11 protein-coding genes and 1 other RNA gene are annotated in these 14,018 nt (G+C 33.4%); 9 read left to right on the top strand and 3 right to left on the bottom strand.

The window, feature by feature from the left end; genetic code table 11:
- The first annotated feature begins 48 nt into the window (after window positions 1-48).
- From C8C87_RS03600 to C8C87_RS03580, 5 genes are all read left to right on the top strand, one after another.
- Window positions 49-1,776: a phospho-sugar mutase gene (locus C8C87_RS03600; protein ID WP_121341224.1), complete on the top strand. Its 1,728-nt coding sequence runs from the start codon at window positions 49-51 to the stop codon at window positions 1,774-1,776.
- Window positions 1,777-1,858: 82 nt separating this feature from the next.
- A complete protein-coding gene (locus C8C87_RS03595; RefSeq protein WP_121341222.1) occupies window positions 1,859-3,706 on the top strand; it encodes an ABC transporter ATP-binding protein in 1,848 nt (615 codons plus the stop codon).
- Between the two features lie 114 nt (window positions 3,707-3,820).
- Entirely contained in the window at window positions 3,821-4,474 is a 654-nt protein-coding gene (locus C8C87_RS03590) for a hypothetical protein (RefSeq protein ID WP_121341219.1), read from the top strand.
- Window positions 4,471-5,607: a retropepsin-like aspartic protease gene (locus C8C87_RS03585; RefSeq protein ID WP_121341216.1), complete on the top strand. Its 1,137-nt coding sequence runs from the start codon at window positions 4,471-4,473 to the stop codon at window positions 5,605-5,607. Before C8C87_RS03590 ends, C8C87_RS03585 begins: the two co-directional genes overlap by 4 nt.
- 71 nt (window positions 5,608-5,678) lie before the next feature.
- A complete protein-coding gene (locus C8C87_RS03580; protein WP_099716100.1) occupies window positions 5,679-6,380 on the top strand; it encodes a hypothetical protein in 702 nt (233 codons plus the stop codon).
- An 11-nt stretch (window positions 6,381-6,391) separates the two neighbouring features.
- On the opposite strand, the gene C8C87_RS03575 is transcribed toward C8C87_RS03580, so the two are convergent.
- The 3 genes from C8C87_RS03575 to C8C87_RS03565 all read right to left on the bottom strand — a co-directional run bounded on the left by C8C87_RS03575 (window position 6,392) and on the right by C8C87_RS03565 (window position 11,405).
- A complete protein-coding gene (locus tag C8C87_RS03575) occupies window positions 6,392-7,114 on the bottom strand; it encodes a hypothetical protein (protein WP_099716101.1) in 723 nt (240 codons plus the stop codon).
- A 109-nt stretch (window positions 7,115-7,223) separates the two neighbouring features.
- A complete protein-coding gene (locus tag C8C87_RS03570) occupies window positions 7,224-9,695 on the bottom strand; it encodes a TonB-dependent receptor (RefSeq protein WP_121341213.1) in 2,472 nt (823 codons plus the stop codon).
- 12 nt (window positions 9,696-9,707) lie between these two features.
- Window positions 9,708-11,405, bottom strand: coding sequence for a M23 family metallopeptidase (locus tag C8C87_RS03565; protein ID WP_121341210.1), 1,698 nt, complete (start codon window positions 11,403-11,405; stop codon window positions 9,708-9,710).
- Between the two features lie 174 nt (window positions 11,406-11,579).
- Here C8C87_RS03565 and C8C87_RS03560 point away from each other — a divergent pair, with 174 nt between their 5' ends.
- The 4 genes from C8C87_RS03560 to rny all read left to right on the top strand — a co-directional run bounded on the left by C8C87_RS03560 (window position 11,580) and on the right by rny (window position 13,944).
- Window positions 11,580-11,870 carry a hypothetical protein gene (locus C8C87_RS03560; RefSeq protein ID WP_099716104.1) on the top strand — a complete coding sequence of 97 codons (291 nt, stop codon included), beginning with the start codon at window positions 11,580-11,582 and terminating at the stop codon, window positions 11,868-11,870.
- An 8-nt stretch (window positions 11,871-11,878) separates the two neighbouring features.
- Window positions 11,879-12,172 (top strand): cell division protein ZapA, encoded by a 294-nt coding sequence (locus C8C87_RS03555; protein ID WP_099716105.1) that lies wholly within the window; start codon window positions 11,879-11,881, stop codon window positions 12,170-12,172.
- 51 nt (window positions 12,173-12,223) lie between these two features.
- Window positions 12,224-12,330, top strand: a non-coding RNA gene (ssrS, locus tag C8C87_RS03550) — 6S RNA.
- A gap of 48 nt (window positions 12,331-12,378) precedes the next feature.
- Window positions 12,379-13,944, top strand: coding sequence for a ribonuclease Y (gene rny / locus C8C87_RS03545; protein ID WP_099716106.1), 1,566 nt, complete (start codon window positions 12,379-12,381; stop codon window positions 13,942-13,944).
- Window positions 13,945-14,018: the final 74 nt, after the last annotated feature.

The raw sequence follows: 14,018 nt of genomic DNA, 5'->3' as shown, positions 1-14,018 counted from the left end.
CTGTATTTAAATTTTAATTACGAATTTAGAAACTAAAAAACATATCGAATGGATATCAAACAAAACATTTTGGACGCAGTAAATGAGTGGCTTACGCCAACATTTGACACCGCTACGCAGGAAGCAATTAAAGAATTGATGACTACATCGCCTAAAGAACTGGAAGAGAGTTTTTATAAAAATCTTGAATTTGGAACTGGTGGAATGCGCGGAGTTATGGGTGTGGGAAACAATCGCATCAATAAATACACACTTGGAAAAAGCACGCAAGGACTTTCGGATTACCTACATACTGCATTTCCTAACCAGCCTTTGAAAGCGGTTATTGCTTACGATTGTCGTCATAATAGTGATACGTTGGCCAAATTAGTTGCGGATGTTTTCTCGGCTAACGGAATTGAAGTGTATTTGTTTTCGGAATTGAGACCTACTCCAGAATTGTCATTTGCAGTGAAACATTTAGGCTGTCAGTGCGGAATTGTTCTTACGGCATCACACAATCCACCGGAATATAATGGATACAAAGTGTACTGGCAAGATGGTGGACAAATTGTGCCGCCGGAAGATGAGGGAATCATCAATGTTATTGAGAATTTAAATTACAATCAAATCAAGTTTACTGCCAATGAAGATTTGATACACTATATTGATACAGAAGTTGATGAAGCTTTTATCAAATCGACTATCGAAAATGCGAGCTTTGGAACTTCGGCTGAAGCCAAAAAAAATCTGAATATTGTTTTCACTTCTTTGCACGGAACATCTATAAAATTAGTTCCTGATACTTTATCGCAAGCGGGTTATCCTAATGTGAATATTGTTGAAGAACAAAGAGTGCCGAATGGTGATTTCCCAACTGTTAAATCTCCAAATCCTGAAGAGCCGGAAGCATTGACAATGGCATTGGCATTGGCAGACAAGACAAATTCGGATATCGTTATTGGGACTGACCCTGACTGTGACCGTTTAGGAATTGCCGTTAGAAATAACGAAGGCAAAATGACGTTGCTTAATGGAAATCAAACCATGATTTTGATGACTGCATTTTTATTGGAACAATGGAAAAAAGCAGGTAAAATCAATGGCAAACAATTTGTGGGTTCTACAATCGTTTCTACTCCTATGATGATGGAATTAGCAACAAACTACGGTGTAGAATGCAAAGTTGGTTTGACTGGTTTCAAATGGATTGCCAAAATGATTAAGGATTTTCCTGAGTTGGAATTCATTGGAGGTGGCGAAGAAAGTTTTGGTTATATGGTAGGCGATGCCGTACGTGATAAAGATGCTGTTGCGGCTACTTTATTGATTTGCGAAGTTGCGGCTCAAGCCAAAGCAAAAGGAAGCACGGTTTACAAAGAACTACTACAACTGTATGTTGATAACGGTTTTTACAAAGAATATTTAGTTTCATTGACCAAAAAAGGAATGGATGGCTTACAGGAAATTAATCAGATGATGATTGATTTGCGTGAAAATCCATTGAAAGAAATCAACGGACAACGAGTTGTCATGGTAGAGGATTACCAATCTTCAATAGCTAAAAACTTGCTTACTGATGAGGAAACCAAAATGGAAATTCCAAAATCGAACGTATTGATTTATTATACCGAAGATGGTTCTAAAATTTGCGCCAGACCAAGTGGAACGGAGCCTAAAATAAAATTCTATATCAGTGTAAATACGGAATTGGATTCAGTAGCAGATTTCAACGAAGTAGAAAGCATTTTGGACAATAAAATAAAAAACATTATTACTTCAATGCAATTGAATTAATAAAAAAAAACAAAATTGATTTTTCAGACAGACCCGATAAGTAGAGAACTTATCGGGTCTTGATGATAAAAAAACAACTTAAATGGATTCAAATTTCAAAAAAATTATTCCTTTCACAAACCCGTACCGTTCTCATGTGGTTTGGAACGTAATATTCAATATTTTTTACGCACTCTTTAGCACCTTGTCTTTTATTGCATTAATCCCAATGATGGATGTGCTTTTTGGCACTACTGAAAAAGTTAATCAAAAACCTGTTTTAGAGTCTATTTTTGACATCATCAAATTTTCTAAAGAATACTTATATTACAACATCACACTACTAACCGAAAAGAATGGTCCTGAATTTGCCTTACTGTTAGTTATTGCCATAGTGAGTATAACTTTCCTATTCAAAAATCTATTTAATTACTTAGCATCTAATCATTTGATGCATCTTAAAAATGGTGTATTGAAGGATTTAAGAAATTCAATGTATCACAAAATCATCAACTTACCTGTTTCCTACTATTCTGAAAAAAGAAAAGGTGATATTATGGCTCGAATGTTAGGTGATGTAAATGAGGTTCAAAATTCTTTTTTTTCTGTCTTAGAATTGATTGTTAAGGAGCCTATGACCATCATATTCACCCTCGTTGGTATGATTGCAATCAGTTTCAAGCTCACCTTGTTTGTCTTTATTTTCATCCCTCTTTCAGGACTATTAATATCAAAAATTGGTAAATCACTGCGCAGCAAATCCGAAAGAGTACAGTATGAAAACGGTTATCTAATTTCGATTGTAGAAGAATCATTATCTGGACTAAAAGTTGTTAAAAGCTATAATGCCGAATCAAATTTTAAACAAAAATTTAATGATTCAGTTACACGAGTTTTAAAATTGTCTAACAGTATAGGTAAAAAAAATAACTTAGCTACACCTTTAAGTGAGTTCTTAGGGATAATTACTATTTGCATATTGCTTTGGTTTGGTGGAAAAATGGTACTTGTTGACAAATTACCTAATGGAAAAGCATTACTTGATGGAGCTAAATTTCTAGCTTACATGGGTCTTGCCTATAACATCTTAACTCCTGCCAAAGCCATTTCTAAAGCTTCCTATTCAGTAAAAAATGGACTAGCCGCAGCCCAACGTGTTTTTGAAGTTTTAGAAGTAAAAAATGAGATTACAGACAGCGAAAATGCGATTAAAAAATTAACTTTTGAAGACAGTATCGCAATTAAGAATATTAATTTCAGATATGAAGACGAGAACGTTTTAAAAGACTTTTCGCTTCAAGTTAAAAAAGGACAAACCGTTGCTCTTGTAGGACAATCTGGTAGTGGGAAAAGTACGATTGCCAATTTATTGACTCGTTTTTATGATGTAAATGAAGGTACAATCGCTATTGATGGAATTGATATCAAAGACATGAACCTGCATTCCCTTCGTGATTTAATGGGATTAGTAACGCAAGACAGTATTTTGTTTAATGATACTATAAAAGCTAATATTGCTTTGGGAAAACATGATGCCACTGATACAGAAATCATTGAAGCCCTAAAAATTGCAAATGCTTACGAATTTGTGAAAGACTTGCCACTGGGAATTCATACAAATATTGGCGACAGCGGAAACAAACTTTCCGGTGGACAAAAACAACGATTATCCATTGCCAGAGCGGTTTTGAAAAATCCTCCAATTATGATTTTGGATGAAGCTACATCAGCATTGGATACCGAAAGCGAAAAATTCGTTCAAGTAGCACTAGAAAACATGATGCAAAACAGAACTTCAATTGTTATTGCGCACCGTCTGTCTACCATTCAAAAAGCCGATTTGATTGTGGTAATGCAAAAAGGAAAAATAGTGGAGCAAGGAAAACACGAGGAACTTATTGCAATGAATGGGACATATAATAAATTAGTTACCATGCAGTCTTTCGAGTAAGTTACCATAAAATACACTTCAGACTGTTAAAATTACAGTTCAGTAAAAAATTTAAAAAAGGTTGAGTAACATCTAATATATTTACTCAACCTTTTTAATTTAATACTGAAAAATATGATTTTCAAAATTATCTTAACCATTCATATCATTTCTGGATTTACCGGATTACTGTTAGGAACGCTGCTTTTAATTCGCAAAAAAGGAGATGTCATTCATAAAAAACTTGGCAAAGTATTTACTTTAGCCATGGTTTCAACTGGTTTGTGCGCATTCTACCTTTCGTATGTACATCCTAACTTATTCCTTTTTATAGTAGGCGTGTTTACAATTTACCTGTCTATTTCAGGCTATCGAATGATCCATTTAAAAAAGGCTCATCTGGGTCAAAAACCTAAAATAGGCGATGCTTTTTTGACTATTCTAATGCTTATTTCCAGTATTATCTTCTTTTATATTGGGTTTAAATATATGTTAGCAAAACAAATTTTCGGAATAGTTTATATTTTGTTTGGAAGTATTAGTTTGCGATTATGTTCCGTTGAATACAAAGCTTACACCGGAAAAGTAACTGATAAATTATACGGATTAAAGAATCATATCGGTAGAATGACTGGAGCTTATATTGCAGCTTTTACGGCATTTCTTGTCATTAATAACACTTATTTACCCGCAGTTTTAGCGTGGAGTTTACCAGGAATTATTGGTGGTATCTTCATCGGTCGAACATTACGAAAACTAAAATCTCAAAAATCAAATCAATACCAATGAGAAAAAATCTACTACTCTCAGTGCTGTTTTTAATATCTTTTTTAAGCAAAGCTCAATCTGTCAAAATTGATACAATTCCCTTTACTACTTCATCATCATTATTAGTTTTCAAGGGACAAATAAATGGTGTCGAAACTGATTTTGTGTTAGATACAGGTGCAGCTATTGGAGTTATTACATCTGCGAAAGCAAGTGATACTAAAATACGAATTGCTGGGAAAAAGAATATTACTGACAGTAATGAAAATGTAAACTCAATGTCAGAAGCCATGATTGAAACAGTAACAATAGGCACTTTCGAAATTAAAAACATAAAAAGTGTCGTATATGACATGCCGTTTTTGGCTTGTAATAATTATTATTTATTGGGTGCAAATGCAATCAACAAGCTGAACTGGAAAATTGATTTTGAAAAAAAACTTTTATACGTCTCAAAATCAACTTTTGAATATTCAGACGAAATGCTTGAAATGCACATTAATTATAAAAATAACCGACATTTTACTACTTTTAATATCCATGAAACTGAATTCAAAAACTGTTTAGTAGACTTAGGATATAACGACTTTTTTGAAGTTTCTGAGAAAGAACCCTTTTTTAAAAAACTAAAACAAGAAAATCAAGATGCAATAATTTCTGGTTCGCGATTGACAATGAGTCTTTCAAATATGGAAATCAACAAGTACGAGACTTTAAGCTTTGATAATTTGATGATAGGCAACACACGATTTGATGATTTAAAAATTGAAATCAGGGCCAATATTGAAAATAAAATCGGGCTCAAATTCTTTTCTCAATTATCCTCAATTATGATACTAAACAATGACAATTCTAAATATTATTTAAAACTTTCAAACAAACCTATTTCTTTACAAATGAGTTTTGATGCCGATTGTTTTTTGAAAAATGGTAAGTTAATAATAGTCGGTAAAAACAACAATTCTGAAAGTTCAGCAAAAGAATTAGCTACAGAAGAAGAAATAAAATCAATAAATGGTTTAACGGCAATTGATTTTAAAGACGAGTGTGATTTTTTATTGTGGAGAATTGAAAATCTTAAAAAAGACAGCTATGAAATAGAAAAGCTGAATGGACAAAAAATCATTATAAAAAAACAAGTCCTTAAATCATAATTCTAAAATAAATTGGTGAACTTTACATGTCTTATTTACTTGTTGCCCCGACAATTTTTTAAATAATTTAAATGTACATCAATAATCAAAACATAAAACTACCTGAAGACCCAAACACTATTGTTTGGAAATATCTTGACTTATCTAAATTCTTAGATTTATTAATGTCCGAGAAGTTATTCATGTCGCGATCTGATAAATTTGAAGATCAATATGAAGGCACTTTTAGCGAACCCACTTTTGAGGAAATAAAAAAACTTTCCATTGACAATCCTGACTTTTTAAACTATTACAAAACACATCGGGAAAAAGTTGCGATTAGCAGCTGGCATATCAATGAATATGAATCGTTTGCTATGTGGCAAATTTTCACGCAAAATAGTGAAGGTTTGGCGATTCAATCAACCATTGGCAGATTACAGGAATCCCTTATTCCGGAAACTAATTTCAATCAATATATTGGGGAAGTAAATTACATCGATTACAAAAAAGAACACATTCCGTTTGATGATATGTTTTTTCCTTTTTTATTCAAGCGAAAAAGTTTTCAGTATGAAGGCGAAGTACGCATCATCACAGACATTGGTAAAAGTGACATCAAAATCAATGAGGGACTTAAAATCAATGTAGATATCAATCAATTGATTGAAAAAATATACATTCATCCCAAATCCGAAAACTGGTATAAAAACCTGGTTATTCAATTAGTAAAACAACTGGGATTTGATTTCACCATTGAAAAATCAGACTTGGAAAGTGATATTTTGATTTAAAATCGGTGCTTCTAAACTGGCTCGTAACCAATTATTTTCCATTCTTTTTTTGACAAATCGATATAGTAGTAATTCACCACATCCTTCTTATCAAACTCTCCGTTTTTGTTAGTATCTTCAACGGTTCTATAGTACAAACGATTTTTTGAACCTATCAATTTCCAATCTATTAATTCCTGAAAATCGGAAGATATTTTAGTGAATTTTTCGCCACTAATTTCGCTTAAATACAATGCTTTTATATCACTTGTATCTAATTTTCCGTCTTTATTCGTATCCATATCAACCATGGTGTACACCATAATTTGGTTATTGGTTTTGTCAGCAACCGATTTTAAATACGTAGCAGTTTGAATCAAAACAGGTTTGTCTGTCAATTTTCTGATGGAATCCGAATCAACTTTTTGAAATTTTAAATTCTGCAAAAAACCTGTGATTTCATATTCGCCATAATTAGATATAGTAAAACTCAAATCGTTCACACTGGAAGAACCATATCTCGATTTTATCCCTTTCTCGCGAATGCTTAAATCAGCTACGGGATGAATCAAATAATCCGTTCCTTCCATTTGAAGTGGCAAATCGGCAATTTGTATTTGTGTAGAATCCGCTTTGGCTAGTTCTTTAGCCCTACTCGCTCCATCGTAAGTAACTTTTGGTTTTTCAACCTCTTCTTTACAACTGGTTAAAAGCAGAATTGCGATTCCTAATATTGTGATATGTAGTTTTTTCATGTTGTTGTACTATTAAAATTCAAATGTAATCATTTTTAAAAATGGTAACGCCATTCAATACTTGATTTAACGAATTAAAATTGGGTTAAACTTTACCGCTTCTTAACGTTTATAACTTCGCAGTCAATTTTACATTAAAAACTCTGGTGGTCATATAATTAGGAATTGCATATTGATTTTTCGAATATACATCCCGAACCCAGGTATTCGTAATGGCATTTTGATTGTCAAAAAGATTAAAAATTTCTAATCCTATCGCCAACTCTTTAAAGTTTTTAAACCAACCCGTATTATTCTCTTTTCTTGTAGTGTTATCTATGAAAACTTTGGAGAAACCAACATCCACACGGCGGTAATCATTCAATCGATTTTGGTATAAGTAAGAATCAGCATATGATGGCGAACCTCCTGGCAATCCAGTATTGTAAACCAAATTCAAGTACAATTTTATACTTGGAATATTAGGCATATAATCTTGAAACAAAAGCCCAAATTTCAGTCGTTGATCCGTAGGTCTGGCAATATATCCTTTTTCATTGCTGTTTTCTTCTGTTTTCAAATAGCCAAAGCTAAACCAAGATTCTGTTCCGGGTACAAATTCCCCGTTCAAGCGAACATCTAATCCTTGCGCATAGGCTGTTGCATTATTATTGGCTGCGTAACGAATGCGAACGTTGTCAATCGTATACGTATTTACATCTGTCAGCGATTTATAATACAACTCTGAAACCAATTTAAAAGGACGATCCCACATCTTAAAACTATAATCATTCCCAAAAACAATATGCACCGATTGTTGCGCCTTAGTATTGGGTTGCACCATTCCATCCTCACCTCTCAATTCCCTGTAAAATGGCGGCTGATGGTATAATCCTCCTGAAAGTCTAAAAACCATATCTTTCTCCCAGTCTGGTTTTATGGCAAACTGTGCTCTGGGACTAAAAGTAATTTGGGACTTTCCAGTTATAGCAGTACCTATAACTTCCCAATTGTGCATGCGCACGCCAGCATTATACCAAACTTCACTCGAACCAATATTCGATTTCAAACTCCATTGACCATAACCCGAAAATCTATTGATGGAGTTAAAATTAGTCGCTCGAATATTTTGATACGGAACAAGCGGTCCGGTGTAAGGCGAATACGGCTGATCATTTTTAGGCAAATCAATAATTGGTGGATTCAATGAAAAACCAGCCGAATCAATTACCTCCCACTCTATTATTCTGTCACGAATGGATTCCCGTGTATATTTAATTCCCCATTCAAATTGATTTTCTTTCCAGTCGTGGAATCCTTTTATCTCGGTATTTACAATTAGTGCATCCAAATCATTTCTGGCATGACTCAGCTGCGAACCAATTCCTCTTGTAAAAGCAACTTCTCCAAAAGTTTCTGACCCAATACTGGAATCCACTTCACCTAAACGATATTGCGCGAAAATATCAAAATATTCTTGTTCTAAAGTATGAAAAACAGAACCGATGAATTTCAACGTAAAATTATCCGAAACATTGAATGTTGTTTTTAAAGCTCCAAAATACGTATCGTATTTATCCTTTTCCTGACCTTCATAAAAAACAGTAAGTGCCATAGGATTATCTATGGTTCCAAAAGTAGTCTGTCTCGTCAATGGCTGATATTGGTATTTATTTTGAGAAATATTCCCCAAAAAACTCCACTGCCATTTAGCCGAAGCCTGATAATTTATATTGGTTTGAATATCTGCAAATGACGGCGTAAAATTCGTCTGCGTCTCTTGGCTTTTTACCAAAAGGCTGTTGTTTCGATATCGAACTCCCGTTACCGCAGACCATTTTTTATCTTTAGAAACCGCATCAACAGAAAGGCTTCCGCCAAGAAAACTAGCTTCAAGGCTTGCGCCAAATTTAACCGGTTTTCGATATGTAATATCTAAAACAGATGATAGTTTATCCCCGAATTTAGCTTGAAAACCTCCCGCCGAGAAATCAACATTTTGTACCAAATCAGTATTAGTGAAACTCAAACCTTCTTGCTGTCCCGAACGAATCAGGAACGGGCGATAGACTTCAATTTCGTTTACATAAACCAAATTCTCATCATAATTCCCACCGCGTACGGCGTATTGTGTACTCAATTCGTTATTAGAGTTTACTCCAGGTAAGGTTTTTAAAATATTTTCGATACCGGCATTAGCTCCAGGAATTTTCCGAATAACCTCAGGCTCAATTGTAGAAATCCCTTGAATCAGCTTTCGGTTATTGGACGTCACAATCACTTCACCCATTTGTTCTTCCTGATCACTCATCACTGGGTTGAATTCCTTTTGCTCATTGGAATCCAAAGAAAAAGTTATTGTTATTTTTTTTAACGAAACATGCGTAAAAACAAGCGTTACTTTTTGGTTCGCAGGAACTTTTAGATCGTAAAATCCATTTTTATTGGATTGAGTGCCAATACTGGAATAAGAAACATTTACGTTACCTACGGGTTGATTGTTTTTGTCTAAAATAACTCCTTTTATTCTAGCCGTTTGAGCCAATAAAGATAGGCTTACGAAGAAGAAAAAGAAAACAAAAATTAATTTATTAGTACTCAAATTATTTGGTTTTTATTTTTTTTGGCTTCTAAAAAAACGAGTTTCAAAGGTAGTTGAATTTCCTACATTATCAATCACAACAACTTTTAAATCATTGGCACCTTCAGCAACAATTCCATCAGTAAAATAATGGGTTAGTTTTCTGGTTTTATTATCATATTCGAATAACACCCATTTTCCGTTTAAATAGCCGTTGTATGATTTTATGCCAGACACTTCATCGTATATAGAAAGCTGAATTGTTTTTTGCTCGCTAATCCATTTCCCTTCAACAGGAACCGCCATAGTAATTTTTGGTGCAATAGTATCTGCAACCAAAGCATATTTACCTAAAATTTTAACCTTTGTATTGAATATGCTGTCTTTTCTATAGGTTGGATTGTAATTTATTTTCTTTCCTTCTATTCTGCCAATGAACATTTTCTCTTTCTGTGCTTCAGTCGATTTTGTGTCTTCAATTGAAACCGTAAAATTAGTGTGGGCAGGAACTGTATCGTCGTGTAAAAACAACGTGTCATTTTTTACATCAAAATTCAAATCAAAATCTTCGTAAAAAGTTCCCGCAGGAAAGAAAACCGACATATTCGCTAAAGCAAAATTGCTGTCTTTATTCGCTTTAACAAAATAGTTCGATTGCACTGGCTCAGGACTGATAGTTGTAGACAATAAATCATATTGAATAGGAATGGCTATTGTTTTTTTATTTCCAAAAAAATCCGAAACTTCAATACGATATAAAGATGCTAAATTTGGAGTTACCTGTAAAACTCCTTTATTTTCATCGGCTTGTATAATGCTAAGATTGTACGGGTTTTTCATGAATAATTTCTGAACCCGTTGCTGCATTTTCTTATATCTAGAATAATCAATCAGCGCATTGATATAGCGCATTTCGTCAAATGAATAGGTATTGAATTCATAACCGAAATTTGGTTTTCCATTATAAAAAGACTGCACTTTATATACTCCGTTATTATTAAACGAAACATCATCAGTATCATAAGCCGAAATACCAAAACCTATTGTACCGTTTGCAACTACTTTATCAGCAAGGTAAGTTCCATCTTTTTGCAAAGAAACATTTAGCAACAAAGGTCGTTTCGAGTGATTAACCGTAGTTTTTGAATCCAAAGGATACACATAAACTCCGGAAACGACAGGTTTCTTTGTATCTTTTAAAAATTTATCGTACCCAAAAAGCATCGGATTGATTATAAACTCTGTTTTAGTATCTCGAAATTCAAAATGTAAATGTGGTCCTTCTGAAGCTCCTGTATTACCCGAAAAAGCAATGATTTCTCCTTTTTTTACCACCATTTCATCAGGTTTAAAAAACATTTCGATTTCAAATGATGCTTCTTTATAATGCGTTTTCTTGATGTAGTTTTCTATTTCGCCATTGGCCATTTTTAAATGCCCATAAACTGATGTGTACCCATTGGGATGGTTGATGTAAATTGTTTTTCCGTTTCCAAAAGTAGAAATCTTTATTCTTGACACATAACCATCGGCCACTGCGTATACTTTTAATCCTTCTTTTTGTTGCGTTCTTAAATCAAAACCTGCATGAAAATGGTTGGGTCTCAATTCTCCAAAATTTCCTGATAATTGCATCGGAATATCTAAAGGAGATCTAAAATAATCTTTTGGATAGTCAACTTGTGCAAAAACAGAAGTACAAAAAAATAAAAAAAATACAGGAAATCTCATCGTTTACATTTTTGCTAAGATAAAAAAAGTATTCAAAACAGCGATAAAAAAAATGGTTCGTAACCATTTGTACAACTGATATTTAATTAATTTAATGCAAAAAAAATAATAAAATATTGCAAAATTAAAAAGGAATACTAACTTTGTATGATTATGTAATGAATAAGATATATAATGAGTGCAATTGCAGAAATTATTGATACTCTTGAAAGTAAGATTGAAAAACTTTTCACAAAAATGAAAGGTTTGGAGAAAAATAATCAAGATTTGAAAAACGAATTAACAAAAACTGCATCCATAATACAAACTCAGTCACAAGAGATTGAAGCGCTAAAAACGCAGTATGAAACACTCAAAGTAGCAAATACATTACTAGGCAGTGACGATAATAAAAGAGATACGAAGCTTAAAATAAATTCATTAATTCGCGAAATTGATTACTGTATAGCACAGCTATCAGATTAATAAAAGATATGGACGAAAAGCTTAAAATTAAAATATCAATCGCAGACAGAGTCTACCCGTTAACGGTTGATTTCTCTCAGGAAGAAGGCCTTAGAAGCGCTTCAAAAAAAATTGATACGATGATCAAGCAATTTGAAGAAAATTATGCAGTTCGTGACAAGCAAGATGTATTAGCCATGTGTGCTTTACAATTTGCCTCACAAACGGAACAAAAACAAATTGATAATGCGATAGATGGAGAAGCAACCATCGAAAGAATTAAAAAAATCAATGCGATTTTAGATCAATATCTCGACAAATAAACGTTCTTTACAAAAACTAAGATACTGCCTACATTAGTTCATATTTGGTAAACTCAACACTAACAATTTAGAATGAGCAAATCATCGTTACTATAGCAAGCCAATTCAGTTTGGAAGCTTGAACAACGAGTTAGCTCAAAACTTGTCTTTTCGAGTTTATACAAGCAATCTAATGTAGGCTTTTTTATATATAAATTTTAACAAACATGGACAACATATTAACGATTATTATTTCAGGAATTATAGGTATTGCGGGAGGTTTTGGGATCGCCAAATTGATTGAAAAAAGCAATATTTCAAACTTAATTAAAAACGCAAAAAAAGAAGCAGCATCCATATTAAAAGATGCAAATCTGGAAGCTGAAAACATAAAAAAAGATAAAATTCTTCAAGCAAAAGAAAAGTTTATTGAATTAAAATCAGAGCACGAACAGGTTATTTTATCCCGTGATAAAAAAGTTGCAGAAATAGAAAAAAGAGTTCGTGACAAAGAATCTCAAGTTTCTAATGAATTATCAAAAGCTAAAAAAGTAAATGATGATTTCGAATCTAAAACTTTAGAATACACCACTAAAATTGAAAACCTAGATAAGAAACAATCTGAAGTTGACAAATTGCATAAAAGTCAATTGCAACAATTGGAAGTTATCTCTGGTTTATCTGCTGAAGAAGCTAAAGATCAATTAGTAGAAGGATTGAAAGCGGAAGCAAAAAGCAAAGCAATGTCTCATATTCAAGACACTATTGAAGAGGCAAAATTAACTGCACAACAAGAAGCTAAAAAAATCATCATCAATACTATTCAAAGAGTTGGTACAGAAGAAGCAGTAGAAAACTGTGTTTCGGTATTTAACATTGAATCTGACGACGTAAAAGGTAGAATCATTGGTCGTGAAGGTAGAAATATCCGTGCACTGGAAGCTGCGACTGGAGTAGAAATCATTGTAGATGATACACCAGAAGCAATTATCCTTTCTTGTTTTGATCCTGTACGTAGAGAAATTGCACGTTTGGCTTTACATAAATTAGTAACTGACGGAAGAATTCACCCGGCTCGTATTGAAGAAGTAGTTGCAAAAACTGCTAAACAAATTGACGATGAAATTATAGAAGTTGGTAAACGTACCGTTATCGATTTAGGAATTCATGGTTTACATCCTGAATTGATTAAAGTGGTAGGACGTATGAAATACCGTTCTTCTTACGGACAGAATTTATTACAACACTCCCGTGAAGTTTCTAAACTTTGTGGAATCATGGCTGCTGAACTTGGTCTAAACGTAAAATTGGCTAAAAGAGCTGGTTTATTACACGATATTGGTAAAGTACCAGATGCTGAAAGTGATTTACCACACGCATTATTAGGAATGCAATGGGCGGAGAAATATGGTGAAAAAGAAGAGGTTTGTAACGCTATTGGAGCACACCACGATGAGATAGAAATGAAATCATTATTATCGCCAATTATTCAGGTTTGTGATGCAATCTCAGGCGCAAGACCAGGAGCGAGAAGACAAGTATTGGATTCTTATATTCAACGTCTAAAAGATCTTGAAGAAGTAGCTTACGGATTCAGCGGTGTAAAAAACGCTTATGCAATTCAAGCTGGTAGAGAACTTCGTGTAATTGTGGAAAGCGAAAAAGTTTCTGATGAAAACGCAGCTAACTTATCTTTTGATATCTCTCAAAAAATCCAAACAGAAATGACGTATCCTGGACAAGTTAAAGTAACTGTAATTCGTGAAACAAGAGCCGTGAATATCGCTAAATAATTTATTTAAATTTTAATATAAAAAAACTTCTCATCGCTGAGAAGTTTTTTTTTTGCATACTATATAGTTACTTT

It is taken from the genome of Flavobacterium sp. 120 (assembly GCF_003633605.1).
Lineage (GTDB): Bacteria > Bacteroidota > Bacteroidia > Flavobacteriales > Flavobacteriaceae > Flavobacterium > Flavobacterium algoritolerans.
The sequence above is the reverse complement of the archived record's forward strand: the minus strand, read 5'-3'. Positions and strand labels throughout refer to the sequence as shown.